The sequence below is a fragment of the Roseateles sp. NT4 genome (assembly GCF_051857475.1).
GTDB lineage: Bacteria > Pseudomonadota > Gammaproteobacteria > Burkholderiales > Burkholderiaceae_C > Pelomonas.
Genome location: NZ_JBPZGZ010000001.1, coordinates 1,448,155 through 1,465,789 on the forward strand (window position 1 = coordinate 1,448,155; position 17,635 = coordinate 1,465,789).

Annotated in this window: 15 protein-coding genes; 4 read left to right on the plus strand and 11 right to left on the minus strand. The window is 67.9% G+C overall.

From position 1 onward, the window contains the following. Positions 1-100: 100 nt before the first annotated feature. The 8 genes from ACS5PN_RS06760 to ACS5PN_RS06795 all read right to left on the minus strand — a co-directional run bounded on the left by ACS5PN_RS06760 (position 101) and on the right by ACS5PN_RS06795 (position 7,173). Complete coding sequence (locus ACS5PN_RS06760; RefSeq protein WP_439463159.1) at positions 101-1,780, minus strand: MFS transporter; 1,680 nt, start codon at positions 1,778-1,780, stop codon at positions 101-103. A gap of 332 nt (positions 1,781-2,112) precedes the next feature. Beyond that, the gene (locus ACS5PN_RS06765) at positions 2,113-2,772 is read right to left on the minus strand and encodes a 2-hydroxychromene-2-carboxylate isomerase (protein WP_439463160.1); all 660 of its coding nucleotides are present in this window, start codon (positions 2,770-2,772) and stop codon (positions 2,113-2,115) included. After that, positions 2,769-2,996: a DUF1289 domain-containing protein gene (locus ACS5PN_RS06770; RefSeq protein WP_439463161.1), complete on the minus strand. Its 228-nt coding sequence runs from the start codon at positions 2,994-2,996 to the stop codon at positions 2,769-2,771. The genes ACS5PN_RS06765 and ACS5PN_RS06770 overlap by 4 nt, the downstream gene beginning before the upstream one ends. Beyond that, positions 2,993-3,496, minus strand: a complete 504-nt coding sequence (locus ACS5PN_RS06775) for a YbaK/EbsC family protein (protein ID WP_439463162.1) — start codon at positions 3,494-3,496, stop codon at positions 2,993-2,995. Before ACS5PN_RS06775 ends, ACS5PN_RS06770 begins: the two co-directional genes overlap by 4 nt. A 37-nt stretch (positions 3,497-3,533) precedes the next feature. Continuing rightward, complete coding sequence (locus tag ACS5PN_RS06780) at positions 3,534-3,935, minus strand: hypothetical protein (protein WP_439463163.1); 402 nt, start codon at positions 3,933-3,935, stop codon at positions 3,534-3,536. Between the two features lie 10 nt (positions 3,936-3,945). Continuing rightward, positions 3,946-4,338 (minus strand): DUF3224 domain-containing protein, encoded by a 393-nt coding sequence (locus tag ACS5PN_RS06785; RefSeq protein WP_439463164.1) that lies wholly within the window; start codon positions 4,336-4,338, stop codon positions 3,946-3,948. Continuing rightward, on the minus strand, positions 4,338-5,573 hold the full coding sequence (locus ACS5PN_RS06790; RefSeq protein WP_439463165.1) for a cyanophycinase: 1,236 nt from the start codon (positions 5,571-5,573) through the stop codon (positions 4,338-4,340). The genes ACS5PN_RS06785 and ACS5PN_RS06790 overlap by 1 nt, the downstream gene beginning before the upstream one ends. A gap of 136 nt (positions 5,574-5,709) precedes the next feature. Next, entirely contained in the window at positions 5,710-7,173 is a 1,464-nt protein-coding gene (locus tag ACS5PN_RS06795) for a cyanophycinase (RefSeq protein ID WP_439463166.1), read from the minus strand. A 166-nt stretch (positions 7,174-7,339) separates the two neighbouring features. Between ACS5PN_RS06795 and ACS5PN_RS06800 the strand changes: the two genes are divergently transcribed. Further along, complete coding sequence (locus ACS5PN_RS06800; RefSeq protein ID WP_439463167.1) at positions 7,340-10,033, plus strand: TonB-dependent receptor; 2,694 nt, start codon at positions 7,340-7,342, stop codon at positions 10,031-10,033. On the opposite strand, the gene ACS5PN_RS06805 is transcribed toward ACS5PN_RS06800, so the two are convergent. The 3 genes from ACS5PN_RS06805 to ACS5PN_RS06815 all read right to left on the minus strand — a co-directional run bounded on the left by ACS5PN_RS06805 (position 10,026) and on the right by ACS5PN_RS06815 (position 12,006). Continuing rightward, complete coding sequence (locus tag ACS5PN_RS06805; protein WP_439463168.1) at positions 10,026-10,445, minus strand: acyl-CoA thioesterase; 420 nt, start codon at positions 10,443-10,445, stop codon at positions 10,026-10,028. The two genes, ACS5PN_RS06800 and ACS5PN_RS06805, sit on opposite strands and share 8 nt — an antisense overlap. Beyond that, positions 10,442-11,065, minus strand: coding sequence for a YceH family protein (locus ACS5PN_RS06810; protein ID WP_439463169.1), 624 nt, complete (start codon positions 11,063-11,065; stop codon positions 10,442-10,444). Before ACS5PN_RS06810 ends, ACS5PN_RS06805 begins: the two co-directional genes overlap by 4 nt. Positions 11,066-11,223: 158 nt before the next feature. Then, positions 11,224-12,006: an SDR family oxidoreductase gene (locus tag ACS5PN_RS06815; protein ID WP_439463170.1), complete on the minus strand. Its 783-nt coding sequence runs from the start codon at positions 12,004-12,006 to the stop codon at positions 11,224-11,226. 131 nt (positions 12,007-12,137) lie between these two features. Between ACS5PN_RS06815 and ACS5PN_RS06820 the strand changes: the two genes are divergently transcribed. The 3 genes from ACS5PN_RS06820 (at position 12,138) to ACS5PN_RS06830 (ending at position 17,616) form a co-directional block, all read left to right on the plus strand. Next, positions 12,138-13,814, plus strand: a complete 1,677-nt coding sequence (locus ACS5PN_RS06820) for a 4Fe-4S dicluster domain-containing protein (protein WP_439463171.1) — start codon at positions 12,138-12,140, stop codon at positions 13,812-13,814. Positions 13,815-13,924: 110 nt separating this feature from the next. Next, positions 13,925-14,746, plus strand: a complete 822-nt coding sequence (locus tag ACS5PN_RS06825; RefSeq protein ID WP_439463172.1) for a DUF72 domain-containing protein — start codon at positions 13,925-13,927, stop codon at positions 14,744-14,746. Between the two features lie 311 nt (positions 14,747-15,057). Next, positions 15,058-17,616 (plus strand): chemotaxis protein CheW, encoded by a 2,559-nt coding sequence (locus tag ACS5PN_RS06830; RefSeq protein WP_439463173.1) that lies wholly within the window; start codon positions 15,058-15,060, stop codon positions 17,614-17,616. The last annotated feature ends 19 nt before the right edge of the window (positions 17,617-17,635 follow it).

Genomic DNA, 17,635 nt, shown 5'->3' on the forward strand with positions numbered 1-17,635 from the left:
CCGGGTGCAATCGACAAGCAGGGCTAGCCTGGGCCAAAAAAAAGGCCGGCATGAAGCCGGCCTTGCGTTCGACACCCGGGCAGGCCCGGGAGGAACTCGCTCAGTCGCGGGCGTAGATGTCCACGTCCTTGGTCTCGCGGACAAAGAGAACGCCGATGACGAAGGTGATCGCCGCGATGACGATGGGGTACCAGAGGCCGTGATAGATGTTGCCGTTCTGCGCCACCATCGCGAAGGTGATGGAAGGCAGCATGCCGCCGAACCAGCCGTTGCCGATGTGGTACGGCAGGCTCATCGACGTGTAGCGGATGCGGGTCGGGAACATCTCGACCAGCATGGCCGCGATCGGGCCATAGACCATGGTCACGTACAGCACCAGCACGAACAGGATGGCGACGACCATGGGCACGTTGGCCTTGGCCATGTCGGCCTTGGCCGGGTAGCCGGCGGCCTTCATCGCTTCGCCCAGTTCCTTCTTGAAGGCGGCGATGGCCTTGGTCGAAGCTTCGTCGAACTTGTGCTCGGTCAGCTTGCTGGCGGTCGGGACGGCGATTTCCTTCTCGCCGACCTTGACGACGGTCGAAGCGCCGGCCGGGGCGTCGACCGTCTCGGAGCTGGCCGACGAGCCGGCCAGCGCGCGCTTGGCGATGTCGCAGGCGCTGGTGAAGTCGACTTCGCGGGCGATCGGACTGCCCTGGAAGGAGCAGGAGGCCGTCTGCGTCGACAGCGTGACCTTGGATGTTTCCTGGGCCTTGGCGAGGTCAGGGTTGGCCGCGCCGGTCAGGGCCTTGAACAGCGGGAAGTAGGTCACCGCGGCGAGCAGCAGGCCGGCCATGATGATGGGCTTGCGGCCGATCTTGTCCGACAGCGTGCCGAAGATGACGAAGAAGGGCGTGCCCAGGATCAGCGCGATGGCGATCCAGATGTTGGCGGCGGCGGCGTCGACCTTGAGCACCGACGTCAGGAAGAACAGCGCGTAGAACTGGCCCGAGTACCAGACCACGCCCTGGCCGGCCACCAGGCCGAAGAGGGCCAGCAGCACGATCTTCAGGTTCTTCCACTGGCCGAAGGACTCGGACAGCGGCGCCTTGGAGGTCTTGCCCTCGGCCTTCATCTTCTGGAAGGCGGGCGATTCGTTCATGGACAGACGAATCCACACCGAGATGCCCAGCAGCAGGATGGACACGATGAAGGGAATGCGCCAGCCCCATTCGGCGAAGTCCTTTTCGCCCAGGGACGTGCGCACGCCCAGGATGACCATCAGCGACAGGAACAGGCCCAGGGTCGCCGTGGTCTGGATCCACGAGGTGTAGGCGCCGCGCTTGCCGTGCGGTGCATGCTCGGCCACGTAGGTGGCGGCACCGCCGTACTCACCGCCCAGGGCCAGGCCCTGCAGCAGGCGCAGGCCGATCAGGATGACCGGGGCTGCAGCGCCGATGGTGGCGTAGGTGGGCAGCACGCCGACGATGAAGGTCGACAGGCCCATGATCAAGATCGTCACCAGGAAGGTGTACTTGCGGCCGATCATGTCGCCCAGGCGGCCGAACACCAGAGCGCCGAAGGGACGCACGATGAAGCCCGCGGCAAAGGCCATCAGCGACGCGATGAAGGCGGCGCCAGGCTCCAGGCCGGCGAAGAACTGCTTGGCGATGATGGCCGCCAGAGAACCATAGAGGTAGAAGTCGTACCACTCGAACACCGTGCCCAGCGAAGAGGCGAAGATGACCTTCTTCTCTTCCCGGGTCATCGGCGTGGCGGCCGTTGAAGTCGCAGTTGCCATGAAAAGTCTCCGTCTGTTGTCGGGCCGCCCCACAGGCTTCCCTCAGCCGTGACTATTCACACCGCCTCTGACCGTGTTCTGACGCCATTCTGAATCGAGGCTGACAAACTCCGCAGGAACCCGCAGTCAGCATTTCTCAATGCGAGATGAGATGACTCTCGCGGGTAAATCCTGAGACGTTTTGAATCATGCCTGCCGGCCTGCATGCCGGCAGTCCCTCGCGAGGCGTCGAACAAGCCGCAGGGCTGAGCCCGGACATGATCAGTCCAGTGGACTGATCGTGCCTGGCGAAGGACAGGGCCACTGGCCCTGGCATGGTTCTCGGTCCGCGCTCAGTGTTTCCGGGTGACACCGGGTCGGGCCTGAGCCGCCGATTCCCAGACGCCGCTGCGGAACCACGGGTCGCCGTCCAGGGCCGCGCGCAGCATGGGCAAGGCATCCTGCCCCCAGAACAGCCGGCCCTCGAACTCCACCGTCGGCACACCGAAGACGCCCAAGTTCAGGGCCGCCTCGGTCTCCTGACGCAGGCGCTGCTTGACCGCCTCGCTGGCCGGATCCTGGGCAGGCGCCAGTCGCTCCGCCAGGGCCGCCAAGCGATTCGCGTCATTGGCATCGGCGCCGGCGCCGCGCCACACGTGATGGAAGAGTTGCTCGACCACCCAGCGCCCCGGCGTGTCGCCGGGCTGCCCTTCCGGTGCCGCGCTGGCCCAGGCCAGGCGCAGCAGCGGCAGCGGGTTGAAGGGATGCTGGGCCGGCGCGTCCAGCACCACGCCCTGGCGGTGGGCCAGCCAGGCCACCTGCCGAAAGGTCCAGCGACGCTTGGCGTCGATCTCGGCCGGCCCCTTCTGGCCCAGGGCCTGCAGCAGGGCGGCGAACAGGATGGGCCGGTAGACGACCTCGACGCTGTGCCCCGCCAGCGCTTCGGGCAAGGCCTCGAAGCCCAGGGCCGCGTAAGGCGAGATGGGGTCGAAGTAGAAGGTCAGCCGCTTCATCGATCCTGTTCCTCGCTGTGGGGCCAGGGCCCGAGCCACAGGCCGTGTCTATGCATCTCCACGCGCCTTTCGGGCAACTGGTCGAGGACGTGGCGTTGCACGGTTTCGGGCGCCCCGCCCCAGCCGGCAATCTCGTTGAGGCTGCGCGCGCAGCCGCGGCACCAACCGGTGGCCGCGTCCATCTGGCAGACGTTGACGCAGGGCGAGGTGACCGCGGGTTTCACGTTTGAACCACGTCGATGACGGGCGCTCCGGTGATCTTCTCCAACTCGCCCGGCGTCAGCTTGAAAACGCCGTTGGGATGCCCGGCGGCGGCCCAGATGATGTCGAAGCGGAACAGGTCGCGGTCGATGAAGAGTTGGGGCGCCGCGAAACCCTCGACCGGCGCAAAGCCGGCCGGCGACACGCCGCCGATGGAGAAGCCGGTGCGAGCCTTGACGAAGTCGGCATCGGCACGGCCCAGCGGCCCGGTGTGGGGCTTGAGCTTGGACTCGTCGACGCGCCGGTCACCCGAGGTGATGACGAGGACGGCAGAGTCGTCGGCCTTGCGGCGGAAGACCACGGACTTGGCGATCTGGCCCAGCGTCACGCCCAGGGCGTCGGCGGCCTCCTGGGCGGTGCGGGCCGCGACGTCCAGCCACAGCGGCGGGTGGGGATGAGCGGCGGCGGCCAGCGCGGCGCTGACGCGTTGGAAGCCTTCGGGTCGGGTATCGAGATCAGCCATGGCCGCAATTGTGTCGCGGCCGGCGGGGGCCATGCGCTCAGTCGCGGTCCTTGTCCTTGCCGTGGCCATGGCCCTTGCCATGCTTGCCCTTGCCGCGGTCCTCGCCCTGGTCGTTGCCGCCCTGCGGTCGCGCATAGCGCTCCTGGTACCAGTCCTCGCGCACGAAGTAGACCGGCACGCCGCAGGCGTTGTACTTGGCGCAGTGCTTGTCCCAGTGCTTCTGGTGGCCGGGCGGGATGCGCATGTAGACAGGCTCGACATGCACGGGCCGGCGCTGCACCCAGACCGGCTCGGCCAGCACGACGGGCGGCGGCGCGACATTGCCGATGTCGATGCGGCCGTAGAAGCCGGGCTGGCCGACCTGGATGGACACGCCAACGTCGGCGGCCTGGGCGGCGCCGGCCAGCAGCGTCGCCAGGATGAGGAGGGTGTGCTTCATGGCATCTCCTTCAAGGGGTGGGCAGCGTGAAATCGAAGTCGTAGAAGTGCTGGTGGCCTTCGACGCGGATTTGCATGCGGCCGGCCAGGCCGGTCAAGGCCCCGGTGCCGGAGTCGGGCACGATGCTGATGTCCAGCGAGGGCTGGCCACGGTCCATGCGGCCCTGGTGGACCAGGGCGAAGCTGCCTTCGCGCCCCTGCAGGCTGCCCGTCACCGTCTCCAGTGCCACGTAGGCAGCTGAACCGGCCACGCTGCCATGCGTGGCCAGCATCTGGCCGGCGCCACGCGCCTCGAGAGCCCCGTGGTACTGCTTGTCCAGCAGCATGCGGCCAATGCTGGCGCTTTGGGCTTCGGCGTCCCGGACCGTCATGCCGACGCTGAACTCACCGCTGATCGTCGTCATCACCGTTCTCCTTGCAGCCGCTGCTGGCCCGATTCGACCACGCGCAGGGTCTCGGCGACCAGCGGCGTGAACAGGGGGTTGGCCACGCGCACCGGCACGACGTCCAGACGCGCGCCGAGCACCGTGTAGTCCTCGCCGCCACGCACCGCGCTGCACCAGCCGACCAGGCCGGGGCCGCGACGCAGGCGGAACTCGAAGCCGATGTCGGGCATGAGGTCGCCAGGCCGGGGATTGGCCCGGTAGGCGAGGCCGCGCACCTGCGGGGACGGGCCGTCGAGCAATTGGGTCAGGGCCTCGAGGAGACAGCCGTCGCCCAGGATGTCGAGGAAATAGCGGTCGGACTCCAGTCCGGGCTCGAAGCCAGGCGCGGCCGGGTCGATGCGCGGCTCGCTCAGCTTGTGGGCGGCCGGCGTCGTCACGCCGCTGGCCAGGTCGTGGCGGTCGCCATGGTCCAGATAGGACAGGCGCGCACCGCGCAGGTTGAAGGCCGGCAGCGTGACGTCATGGGTGGCCTCCTCGAGGTCGACCAGCACGGCGCCGCTGCCGCCAATGACTTCGAGTTCCGAACCCTTGATGACGACCGCTGCGTTCTCGTCCACGCCCAGGCCCAGGCGATAGCCCAGGGCCTGCAGCGCCGGCAGCATGCGGCCAACGCGACCCCTTTTCAGGAAATGCTGGTCGATGAGGAGGTCCGGGGCGACGAAGCCGAAGCCGCGGTCGTACTCCTGGCCGGCCCGCCACTGACCGCGCAGCACGGCCAGGTTGTCCATGGCATCGCGGAACATCAGCCGGCTCATGACGGCCGCGCCGGCGCTGGTGCCGGCAATGACACCACCGGCCGCGAAGACGGCACGGATGGCGTCCAGCATGGCGGTCGACCGGCCATCCGGCTGCAGCGTGTCGACGAGGTATTCCTGGGCACCGCCGGAGAAGAACACGGCCCGGGACGCCGCGACGCGGGCGATCAGGGCCGGGTCGTTCAAGGTGGCATGCAGGTCGACGCCTTCGAGATGAGGCGCCAGCGGGATGGCCTCGGCCTGGGCGCCGCAGCGGTTCAGCGCGGCGACGATCTGGGCGGCGATGCGCTCGGGCTCATAGGCCGCGGTGGGGAAGACGGCGATGGGCGCGCCAAGGCCGCCGGCCTCGTCGACGATGCGTTGCCAGACGGCGTCGCTGTCAGCTTTCAGCGCGCCGCCAATGACGATGACGGTGCCGGCAGGAGCGTGGGAGGTCAAGGCGGGCGGGATGGCCCGGCGCGAAGGCCGGGCGGGCAGGAATCAACAGCCTGCCATCATGGCAGCGTCGCAGCGCACAAATCAACCGGGCATGCCCGGGGAAGCGCAAGCAGCCGTGAGCAAACGCTGCAAGCAGTCACTGCCCGCTGGCAGGCGTGGCCGACGCGGCCGGTGCTGGCGGCGGCGGCGCGGCCGGCTTGGGCGGCGTCCAGCCCCCATACAGCGGCATGGGCAGGCGCACCGGGCTGATGTCGAGGTAGAGATTCGTCACCGTGAACTGCTCGCCGCCGAATTCCTCGGTGCTCCAGCCCAGTGAGTCCGAGCCCTTGTAGAGGCGGAACAGGAAGCCCAGTTCGGCCAGCGGGTCGTTGGCGCGCGGCAACACGTCGAAGGCCAGGCCCTTGACCTCCTTGCGCACGCTGTCGATGAGGCGGCTCATGGCGCCCGAGATGGTCGAGTCTCCCAGCATGTCGAGATGGAAGACGTCGTCGGTGTAGTAGGGCTTGAAGTTGGGCGACTCGGCGTCGTGCAACTCACCGCGCAGCTTGGGCGCGGAAGGCGTCGTCGAGCGTGCGCGCAGGTGGTAGCGGTCGCCATGCTCCAGGTAGGAAAGACGCGCGCCCTGCACGTTGAAGGCACCCAGCGTCGAGTCGGTTTTGGCCTCGGTCAGGTCCACCACCAGCGCACCACGGTCGCCGATGACCTCGATCTCGTCGCCACGGATGATGGCCGCCGTGTTCTCGTCCACGCCCAGTCCGATCTTGTAGCCCTTGGCCATCATCAGCGGGATCATGCGGCCGAAGCGGCCGCGCTTCAGGAAATGCTGGTCGACGAAGAGATGCGGGCCGACGAAGCCCAGGCCGCGGTCGACCTGCTTGCCATCGACGAAACGGCCCTTGAGGATGTTGATGACGCTGGGTGCGTCGCGGAACATGATGGTGCTCATGATGGCCGCGCCGGCCGAGGTGCCGGCCACCACGCCGCCCTTGCGGTAAACGTCCCAGATGGCTTCCAGCATGGGCGTGCTCTGGCCGCCGGGCTGCAGCACGTCAACGATGCGCTCCTGCGTGCCGCCCGTGAAGAAGATGCCCTTGGCGGCCTTGACCTTGGCGATCAGGGCCGGGTCACGCACCACCTTGCTCAGGTCCACCCACAGGAATTTGGGCGCGACGGGCAGGGCCTCGGCGACGGCGCCGCGGCGCTGCAGCAGGTCGACGACCTGCTTGGCACTGGCTTCGGGATCCTCGCTGGCCGTGCCGAAAACGACGAAGCGAGCGCCCTTGCCGCCGGCCAGCTGCACGATGCGCTGCCAGACCTCTTCGTTGTCGGCCTTGAGCGCGCCGCCGATGGGCACGGCATAGCCACGGATGGCGGGTTCGGTGTCGACGACGGCGGGTGCCGGCGTGGGTGCCGGGGCCGGCGCCGAAGCTGCTGGCTTGGCCGGCGCCGGCGCGGTGCTGCGCGGGGCCGAAGCCGGCGTGGCGGGTCGAAACAACCTGAAACCCTGCGGCGCGCTGGCCGCCGGCGCTGCGGGGGTGGCCGCCTGCACGCTGATGGCCATCGCCATTGCTGCCATTGCGGCCCAGATCCTTGCCCTCATGCCCTCACCTCTCCTTGGTCAGACCGCGCATGATGACAGACGCGGCAGGACCATTCGCCCCTAATTCGAACGACGAAGGCGTGGCGTGCACGAGACGAATCGATGACAGGAGACCGGCAGCTAGCGGCGCCATGCCTAGACTCGCGCGAACCACGGAGGCTCCCCCATGAAAACGCCCTGCCCTTCCCGCATTGCCGTCGCCACGGCCCTGCTCGCACTGAGCTGCGCCGCCCAGGCCCAGACGTCGCTGGAGCGCGTCGAGATCACCGGCACGGCGATCAAACGCATCGAGGGCGAGACAGCGCTGCCGGTGCAGGTCATCACGCGCAACGAGATCGACAAGGCCGGCGTGACGACGGCCGCCGAGCTGGTCGCCCGCATCAGCGCCAGCGCCAACAACCTGACCGACGGCGGCAGCGTGGCCTATGGCGGCTTTCGTGACCAGATGGGTTTCAACGCCGCCAATCTGCGCGGCCTGGGCGTGTCGTCCACCCTGGTGCTGCTGAACGGCCGGCGCATGGCCAATTTCGCCTCGCCCGGCGACTCGGCCGGCGTGGACCTGAACAGCATCCCGGCTGCCGCCATCCAGCGCGTCGAGATCCTGCTGGACGGCGCCTCGTCGCTGTACGGCTCCGACGCCATCGGCGGCGTCATCAACTTCATCACCCGCAAGGACTTCACCGGCGTCGACGTCAGCGCGCTGGCGGGCAATACCACCGAGGGCCATGGCGCAGCCAAGCGCTCGGCGACCGTGGCCGGCGGCTTCGGCGATTTCGGCCGCGACGGCTTCAATGTCTTCGGCGTGCTGGACGTGCAGAAGACCAGCAGCCTGAACGCGTCCCGACGCCAGTTCATCAAGGACCTGGACATCCCGGGCCGCCTGCCCGACCTGCTGTCCAGTGCCAGCTTTCCCGGCAACATCCGCCTGTCCAACTACCAGCGCGACACGCTGATCGGCGAGGGCTACTCGAGCAATGGCTCGACGGTCATCGATTCCAAGACCGTCAATCCCTCCGCGACCAAAGGCTGCAATCCGCCCGCCAACCTCTACCTGCCCGACGGCATCGGCGGCGTGGACGGCTGCACTTTCGACTACATGCGCGACATCGAGCTGTATCCCAAGTCGAAGAAAAGCAGCTTCTTCACCCGCGGCATCTTCAACGTAGGCGGCGGCCACCAGGCCTTTGCCGAAGTCTCGCTGGCACGGGCCCGCACCCTCTACACCGGCACGCCCAACCGCGTCGATGCCGACATGGACGTGTCACGCGTGCCCGCCTTCGCCGGCAGCGCGCTGAACAGCCTGGACGCCGACGACGAGGAACGCATCATCACGGTGCGCACCCGCCTGTCCGAAGCCGGCCTGCGTACCAGCGAGCTGGTCTCGACCACCCAGCGCGTCGTGGCCGGCATGACCGGCCTGGTATCGGGCTGGGACTATGAATGGGCGCTGAACCACAGCACCAGCAAGGTCTCCGACCGCGACTACCAGGGCTATCTGAACGAGCAGATGATCCTGGACGGCTTCGCCACCGGCCCGCTGAACGCCTTCGGCCCGTCCAGTGCCGCCGGCCTGGCCCTGTACGAGAAGGCCCAGATCCGCGGCGAGGTGCGCCACGCCACCGGCAACATGGACAGCCTGGACTTCAAGGCCTCCAAGGCCCTGACCCAGCTGGCCGGCGGCGACCTGGCCGTGGCCTTCGGCGGCGAATACCGCCGCGAGAAGCAGAACTACCACCAGTCCGACGCGCTCAAGCAGGACCTCATCCTCGGCGAGACCACGCAGGGGCCGGACTCCGACTTCGGCAAGTCGCGCAAGGTCGGCGCGCTGTTCGGCGAGATCAGCGCCCCCATCACCAAGCAGCTCGAACTGCAGGCGGCCCTGCGCTATGAGCACTACCAGGTCAGCGGCGGCGCGCTCAGCCCCAAGCTGGGGCTGAAGTACGTGCCCATGAAGGAACTGCTGCTGCGCGCCTCCATCGGCAAGGGCTTCCGCGCGCCCAGCCTGTCGGACCTGTACCGCCCGGTCACCGAGGGCTCATCGGCCACGCTGGTGGACCCGGTCTGCCTGGCGGCCGACCCGAGCAACACGCCCACCGACTGCTCCGACATCTGGACCACGCTGAACTTCAGCAACGCCAAGCTCAAGCCCGAGAAGTCGCGCCAGTTCTCGGCTGGCATGGTCTTCGAGCCCCAGCGCGGCGTGAACATCAACGTCGACTACTGGAATATCGAGAAGACCAACCTGATCAGCACCCTGGGCGTGGACGTCATCCTGTCCGACCTGGCCAAGTACGGCAACCTCGTGCACCGCGACGAGGACAACTTCATCGACCACATCGACCTCGTCAAGGAAAACCGCGGCAAGCAGCGCATCTCCGGCCTGGACCTGGGGCTGAACCTCAGCGGCCTGAAGACCGGCTTCGGTCAGTTCGGCGTGCGCCTGAACGGCACGCTGACGCTGAAGTCCCAGCAGCAGACCGGCGACGGCGACCCCTTCGTCAGCAACCTGGGCGTCTTCATCAACGACGGCGTCGTGCAGCGCTGGCGTCATACCGTGGCCCTGGACTGGGATGCCGGTCCGGTGTCGATGACGCTGTCCAACAGCTATCTGCAGGGCTACAACGACCAGCACATCGTCGGCAAGGCCGATCGCAAGGTTGAAGCCTATTCGCTGTGGAATCTGTCGGCCGCCTTCGAGGCCAGCAAGTCCCTCACCTTCCGCGTCGGTGCGCAGAACCTGCTCAACACCGCACCGCCGTTCTCGCAGCAGGCCTGGTTCTTCCTTTCGGGCTACGACCCGAGCTACACCGACTCGCGCGGCCGCTTCGTCTACGCCAGCGTGAAGTACGCCTTCAGGTAACGAGTGCCCTGACCCAGTCCGGCAGGGCGATGGCCTTGTCGGTCTGGGCGTCGAACCACAGCGTCGTCGCGCCGCCCTCGGCGTAGATGACGCCGGGTTCGTCGACGCGTTCCAGCGTGATCCAGGTCTCGAAGCTGGTGCGGCCGGGGTCGCTGACGTAATGCTTCGCCAGCACCTCGCCCGGCACTTTCAGCTGCCGGTAGAAGTTGCAGAAGGCGTTGACGATGACCGGGCCCTGCCCACCCGGGTTGGGCGGTGCGCCGATGGCAGCCAGCCAGTCCACCCGCGCCATTTCCAAGTAGCGGAAGTAGAGCGTGTTGTTGATGTGGCCCATGGCGTCCATGTCGCCCCAGCGCATCTGGATGCGCAACTCGAAGGTCAGCTTCTTCTCGGCCGGGACGGCATATCTCATGGGGTGATGCCCAGTTCGGCGGCGATGCGGTTGACGAGTTGGCGCAGCGAGGCGACTTCCGCGCGCAGCAAGGCCACTTCTTCGTCGCGCGGCGCGGCAACAGCAGCAGCATGCTCGACCGACGAGACCGGCCCGCACAGCAGATGTGCCCAGCGCGCCTCACGTGCACCGGGCGCCTTGGCCAGCTTGATGGCAAAGGGCTGCTCACGCCCGGCGAGTTCCTCGAGGAAGCCTTCGACCGAGGACACATCGGCAAAGCGGTGCAGCCTCTCGGTGTTCTGCCTGAGCTCGGCCGCCGTCTGCGGGCCGCGCAGCATCAGCTGGGTCAGCAGGGCCATCGCAGCGCCGGGCACACCCAGGCCACGCGCGAAGTTGTGCTCGTAGCGCACGACGCGGCTGCCGCTGACGGTGTTGACGAGGCTCCGGCTCTTCAGCTCCTCGATGGTCGCCAGCACCTCGGCCTCGCTGACGTCCATGACGGGGTCGCGCGCCGTCTTCTGGTTGCAGCCCGAGGTCAGCGCATTGGCCGACAGCGGATAGCTGTCCGGCACGGTGGATTCCTTCTCGACGAGGACGGCGAGGACGCGGGCCTCCAGCGGGGTCAAATCTCTTTTGTTCATGTGTTTGGTATTGCGGGCCGAGCGCCGGGCCGCTCCCTAGCGGGCCCGCGTTGGCGATGTTGCATGGGCTCGAAGCCCATGCAATCGCCGTCCCGACGGGGGACCGACTGGGCTGGCCCGCGTTCAGCGCGGCCGGACTGGGCGAGGGGCTTCAAGACCTAGACGCCGAACCCGTCGTCGGCCTGGATGACGGCGCCATTGATGAAATGGCTCTCGTTGGCGCACAGCATCAGCAGCGAGGTGTCGAGGTCCTGGGGTTGGCCCACGCGCTTCCTCGGCAGCAGCTCGACCAGCTTCTTGCCCTGCTCCGTGCCCCAGTGGTGGTGGTTGATCTCGGTGTCGATATAGCCCGGGCAGATGGCGTTCACATTGATGCCGTACTTGCCCCATTCCAGCGCCATGGCCCGCGTCATGTGGATGACGGCGGCCTTGCTCATGGCGTAGACGCCGATCTGGCCCAGCACACGCAGGCCGGCCATGGAAGCGACGTTGACGATGCGCCCGCCGATGAAGGTGCCCGGCGCCGAGCCGCGGGCGCGCGCCAGCATGCGCTTGCCCACCTCCTGCGCGACGAAGAAGGCACCACGCGTGTTGGTGTCCATCACAAAGTCGTAGTCGTTCTCGGTGACGTCGGTGAGGCGCTGCGTCGTGGACACGCCGGAGTTGTTGATCAGGATGTCCAGCGTGCCGACCTCGGTCTCGGCATGGGCTACCGCCGAGCGGATGCTGGCCACGTCGGTCACGTCCAGCTGCACCACATGGGCGTCGCCGCCATTGCCTTCGATCTCGGCGCGCAGGTCCTTGAGTCGCTCGACGCGGCGGCCCGCCAGCACGACGCAGGCGCCGGCCTGGGACAGGGTCTTGGCGAACTGGGCGCCCAGGCCGCTGGATGCGCCCGTGACCAGGGCCACGCGGCCTTCGAGGTTGATGGAGTAACTCATGAGACTGCCTTCCGAGTGGGTTGCAGCCATCCTACCGGTCTAGACCGCACAACCTAAAAAAGCACGATCGTTCGATTCACCATCCAGCCTCTCTAGAATCGCGCGCAATTCAAGCTGACGGAGACTTGGCAATGACATCCGAAGAAATCCTGGCCCAGTTCGGCCCCCGCGAGTCCATGGAATACGACGTGGTCATCGTCGGCGGCGGCCCGGCCGGCCTGGCGACGGCCATTCGCCTCAAGCAGATCAAGCCCGACGCCAACATCGTCGTGCTCGAGAAGGGTTCGGAGCCCGGTGCCCACATCCTGTCCGGCGCCGTCATGGACCCGCGCGCCATCACCGAGCTGTTCCCGAACTGGAAGGAACTCGGCGCACCGCTGAACCAGGCCGTGACCGGCGACGACGTGCTGATGCTCAACGAGACCGGCAGCACGCGCATGGCCGACTGGCTGGTGCCGCGCAACTTCCACAACGACGGCTGCTACGTCATCAGCCTGTCCGACGTCGTCAAGTGGCTGGCCCAGCAGGCCGAGAACCTCGGCATCGAGATCTTCCCGGGCTTTGCCGCCGCCGAGGTGCTCTACGACGAACAGGGCCGCGTCAAGGGCGTGGCCACCGGCAATATGGGCCTGGGCAAGGACGGCGAGCCGACCGACCACTTCCAGCTCGGCATGGAACTGCTCGGCAAGTACACGGTGTTTGCCGAAGGCGCTCGCGGTCATCTCGGCAAGCAACTGCTGGCCAAGTACAAGCTGACCGAAGGCAAGGACACCCAGACCTATGCCATCGGCATCAAGGAGCTGTGGGAGATCCCCGCCGACAAGGCCCAGCCCGGCAAGGTCGTGCACACGGCAGGCTGGCCCATGGAAGGCGACACCTTTGGCGGCGGCTTCCTGTATCACCTGGCGGACAACAAGGTCACGCTCGGCTTCGTCATCGGCCTGGACTACGACAACCCTTATCTGAGCCCGTTTGAAGAGATGCAGCGCTGGAAGGCCCACCCCGCCATCCGCGCCCACATCGAAGGCGGCAAGCGCATCGGCTATGGTGCGCGCGCCATCAACAACGGCACGCCGCAGGCCCTGCCCAAGACGGTGTTTCCGGGTGGCTGCCTGATCGGCTGCGACGCCGGCTACCTGAACGCCGCCCGCATCAAGGGCAGCCATGCCGCCATCAAGAGCGGCATGCTGGCTGCCGAAGCCCTGGCCCCGGCCCTGGACGCCGGCCGTGCCCAGGACGAGCTGAGCGCCTACCCCGAGGCCTTCGAGAAGAGCTGGCTGAACGAGGAGCTGCAGCAGAGCCGCAACTTCAAGCTCTGGTTCAAGAAGGGCCAGATGACGGGCCAGCTGATGACGGGCATCGAGCAGTGGCTGCTGCCCAAGCTGGGCGTCAAGAACCCGCCGTGGACGCTGCACAACCACAAGGCCGACAACGTCTCGCTGCGCCCGGCCGCCGAGTGCAAGCCCATCGCCTATCCCAAGCCCGATGGCAAGCTGACCTTCGACCGCCTGTCCTCGGTGTTCATCTCCAACACCAACCACGAGGAAAACCAGCCCGCCCACCTGACGCTGAAGAGCGACGCGGTGCCGGTGCAGGTCAACCTCGCCAAGTACGCCGGCCCCGAGAGCCGCTACTGCCCGGCCGGTGTCTACGAGTTCGTGCCCAACGAGGATGGCAGCGGCGAACGCCTGCAGATCAACGCGCAGAACTGCGTGCACTGCAAGACCTGCGACATCAAGGACCCGACGCAGAACATCGTCTGGGTCACGCCCGAGGGCGGTGGCGGCCCCAACTACGCCGGCATGTAAGACGCCGCATCCCACGCTCGAAGCCGGCCTCGCGCCGGCTTTTTGTTGCCTCCGCGCCAGCGCGCCGATAGACTGTTTTTCCATACAGTCAGCAGCCAGGAGGCGCTAGCGTGAGTTCAGCAAAGATCAGGGTCGGCATCGGCGGCTGGAACTTCGAGCCCTGGCGCGACAACTTCTACCCCAAGGGCTGGCCCCAGGCGCGTGAGCTCGAATATGCGAGTCAGCACCTGACGGCCATCGAGATCAACAGCACCTATTACGGCGCGCAGAAGCCGGCCACCTTCGCCAAATGGCGCAAGGACACGCCCGATGGCTTCATGTTCTCGCTGAAGGCCATCCGCTTCGCGACCCAGCGCCGCGTGCTGGCCGATGGGGCCGACTCCATCAAGCGCTTCATCGACTCGGGCATCGCCGAGCTGGGCGACAAGCTCGGCCCCATCGTCTGGCAGCTGGCCCCGACACACAAGTTCGAGGCCGGCGACCTGACGGCCTTCCTGGAGCTGCTGCCGGCGGAGGTCGACGGGCTCAAGCTGCGCCACGCACTGGACGTGCGCCACGCCAGCTTCCAGTGCGCCGAATATCTCGCCCTGGCCCGCCAGTACAAGGCCGCGACGGTGTTCACCGAGTCCGACGACTACCCGCCCATCGCCGAGCCCACGGGCGATTTCGTCTACACCCGCATCATGCGCACGCACAGCGACGAGCCCCTGGGCTGCAAGCCCGAGGTCTTCCCGCAACTGGCGGCCTCGGCCCAGGTCTGGGCCGAAGGCGGCGAGCCGGATGGCGTGCCGCGCATCGAGGCCGTGCCCACCACCGGTGCGGGGCCGCAGACGCGCGACGTCTTCGTCTACTTCATCAGCGGCGCCAAGGAGCGTGCGCCCCACGCGGCCATGGCACTGCGGCGCGCGCTCGGGGAAGACGTGCCGGCCTAGCGTCGAGAGCCTGGGGCTGCCGGCGCGCCGCGCGCGAGGAATCAAAAGGGGCGCGATCATCGCGCGGCATGCCCCACAAAAGGGCGCCCTGGTCGGCATGCATCACCGGGGTGCCGAGGCCATGCGGCTAGCCGTGAGGCTGCACCCGGTGCGCAAGGCCTGCAGATGGCCTAACGCCGAGCTTGATGCCAACTTCCGTGAAGCGTAGCGACACGCACCAGACTGGCGGCACCAACAGCAGGCACGCCACTTGCGAGATCGCCCGGATTTGGGCTTGGCCCGTGAAAACGTTTCCGGAGTAGTGAATCGCGATGACGAACAAGGTTTGGCACAAGGGCTTGCCCTTCAGCCCCGAGGTGGCGCCCTATCTGAGGCGCATGGCATTGGTGGACGAGCACCGCGAGGCGCTGCTGCGGCTGCAGGGCGTCTGGGACAGCCTCGCGCTGCTGGGCCAGATGAGCGGCACGGCCACCGACATCGCGCAGACGCGCACGGCCTTCCAGGACCTCACGACGACGCTGCTCGACAGCCTCGCGCGCCGGCTGCGCTCGCATGCGCTGGAGCGCATGGCCAGCAAGGCCCGCGTGGCCATCGACATCCTGGTGCGCAACCTGTTCGAGCGCACGGCCGACGTCGGCTTCCTCGCGTCCGACGGGCCTTTGTGCGCCCACGCGGCGCTGTCACCCACCGACCCCGACCCCGCTGCCAGCCGCCAGGCCTTGCAGGCGCGCTTTGCAGCCTACACGGCCAAGTACTCGGTCTATGACGACGTGATCGTGCTGTCGCCGCGCGGTGAGGTTCTGGCGCGGCGGGACGAGGGCATCACGCTGGCGGCCTGCAACGAGCCCTGGATTGCCGAGGCCCTGGCCTCGGACGCGCCCTACATCGAACGCTATGGCACGACGGCCCTGCTCGGTGGCCGCGAAGGCCTGATCTATGCCCGCGCGTTGAAGTCCCCGGCCGGCACGAACGAAGTGATCGGCCTGCTGTGCCTGTCCTTCCGCCTCGAGGACGAGATGGCGGCAGCCTTCCGCCAGCTGCTGGCGGGGCAAGACGAGCATGCCGTGATCTGCCTGCTCGACGCCGGGCAGCGCGTGCTGCAGAGCTCCGACGCCTGGCAGATCGCGCCTGGTGCCACGCTGCGGATCAAGGGCGAGCGGGTGGTTTTCGCGGGTCGCGACTATCTGTGCGCCGTGGCCGGCGCCAGTGGCTACGAAGGCTATGGCGGCCCACCGGGCTGGACCGCCTGCGTGCTGACGCCGCTGGAGTGGGCCTTCGAAGCCGAGGACGACGCTGCCCTGGGTGACGAGCTCGGCCAGGCCATCGACACGCGCCAGCTCTTCGACGCCGAGCTGCAGGGCATTCCCTTGGAGGCGCAGCGCATCCAGCGCAATCTGTCGCGCACGCTGTGGAACGGCAAGCTGCGCAGCCACGCGCGCGGTGCCACCGGCGCCAGCGGCGCCGGCTTCGCCACCACCCTGCTCAACGAGGTTCAACGCACCGGCGGGCAGCTGCGCCAGGTGTTCGAGCAGGCCATCGCCAAGCTGCAGAACTCCACGCTGGCCGCGGTCTTCGATGGCGCGCGCTTCCAGGCGCGGCTGGCCATCGACATCATGGACCGCAACCTCTACGAACGCGCCAACGACTGCCGCTGGTGGGCGCTGGACGTGAGGCTGCAACGCGCGCTGGCCGCGCAGGGAACGGCCCAGGCCCAGGCAGCCGCGCTTGAGGCCCGGCAGGTGCTGCAGCACATCAACGGCCTGTACACCGTCTACTCGTTGCTGCTGGTGTTCGACATCCAGGGCCGCGTCGTCGCCGTGTCGGACCCGGCCCAGGATCGGCATGTCGGCCAGCCGTTGAGCGCGCCCTGGGTCGGCGCCGCGCTGGCCTTGCGCGACCCCGAGCGCTACGTCGTGTCGCGCCACGAGGTCTCTGCGCTCTATGACGCGGCGAATCCCACCTACATCTACGCCACCTCGCTGCAGCACGAAGGCCAGGTCGTGGGCGGCATCGCCATCGTCTTCGACGGCGCGCCGCAATTCGCCGCCATGCTGCGCGACGCCCTGCCGGCGGCGAACAGCGACGCGGCGGGGCTGTTCGTCACGCGCGACGGCCGTGTCGTCGCCAGCTCCGATGCGCGCTGGCCGGCAGGCACCTCCGCTCCGCTGTCACTCGCCCTGCTTGCCGGCCTCGGCGCGGGTCAGACGCTGCGCAGCGAGCTGGAGATCGACGGCAGGATCTACGCGGCCGGCATCGCCATGTCCCAGGGCTATCGCGAATACCGGCAGGGCCAGGCCGCATCCGGCGAGGACGTGGCCGCCGTGCTGTTGCAGCCGCTGGGTCCGCGCCTGCCTGCACTGGGCGCTGCCACCGACGCCGGCTTCATCCCGCCGCCTGCTCAAGCCGGCGCACAGACCCTGGACATCGCGGCCTTCAGCGTCGCCGGCGAATGGCTGGGGCTGCCCGCGGCCCTGCTGGTCGAAGCGCTGGAGCAGCCGCGCCTGACCGCGCTGCCCAATGCACCGCACCATATCGTCGGCATGCTGGAGCACGAGGGCCGCATGCTGCCGGTACTGGACCTGAGCCTGGCCTTGTATGGCCGTGCGGCACCTGCGCAGGAGGCGCCGGTCATCATCTGCCGCAACGAGGGCGGCCAAGGTCTGGCATTGCGCGTCGAGGAACTCGGGCCCGTGTTCGGCATCGCCGCCAGCCAGGCCCTGCCCAGCCCAGGCCATCGCGCGCGGCTCGTGCGCGGCGCCGATGGCTCGTCGCACCGCATGCTGACGCTGCTGACCGCCGAGGATCTGTGGGCCCACATCGGCATGACGCTGGCGCCGCAGCGCGGCCAGCCCGCCCTGCTGTCGCCCTGATTCGGCAGCATCCGGGCAT

Coding starts and splice junctions, on each gene's coding strand:
- ACS5PN_RS06820 (WP_439463171.1), top strand. CDS start 12,138: ATGACATCCGAAGAAATCCTGGCCCAGTTCGGCCCCCGCGAGTCCATG.
- ACS5PN_RS06780 (WP_439463163.1), bottom strand. CDS start 3,935: ATGAAGCACACCCTCCTCATCCTGGCGACGCTGCTGGCCGGCGCCGCC.
- ACS5PN_RS06765 (WP_439463160.1), bottom strand. CDS start 2,772: ATGAAGCGGCTGACCTTCTACTTCGACCCCATCTCGCCTTACGCGGCC.
- ACS5PN_RS06785 (WP_439463164.1), bottom strand. CDS start 4,338: ATGACGACGATCAGCGGTGAGTTCAGCGTCGGCATGACGGTCCGGGAC.
- ACS5PN_RS06805 (WP_439463168.1), bottom strand. CDS start 10,445: ATGAGATATGCCGTCCCGGCCGAGAAGAAGCTGACCTTCGAGTTGCGC.
- ACS5PN_RS06760 (WP_439463159.1), bottom strand. CDS start 1,780: ATGGCAACTGCGACTTCAACGGCCGCCACGCCGATGACCCGGGAAGAG.
- ACS5PN_RS06815 (WP_439463170.1), bottom strand. CDS start 12,006: ATGAGTTACTCCATCAACCTCGAAGGCCGCGTGGCCCTGGTCACGGGC.
- ACS5PN_RS06830 (WP_439463173.1), top strand. CDS start 15,058: ATGACGAACAAGGTTTGGCACAAGGGCTTGCCCTTCAGCCCCGAGGTG.
- ACS5PN_RS06775 (WP_439463162.1), bottom strand. CDS start 3,496: ATGGCTGATCTCGATACCCGACCCGAAGGCTTCCAACGCGTCAGCGCC.
- ACS5PN_RS06810 (WP_439463169.1), bottom strand. CDS start 11,065: ATGAACAAAAGAGATTTGACCCCGCTGGAGGCCCGCGTCCTCGCCGTC.
- ACS5PN_RS06800 (WP_439463167.1), top strand. CDS start 7,340: ATGAAAACGCCCTGCCCTTCCCGCATTGCCGTCGCCACGGCCCTGCTC.
- ACS5PN_RS06795 (WP_439463166.1), bottom strand. CDS start 7,173: ATGAGGGCAAGGATCTGGGCCGCAATGGCAGCAATGGCGATGGCCATC.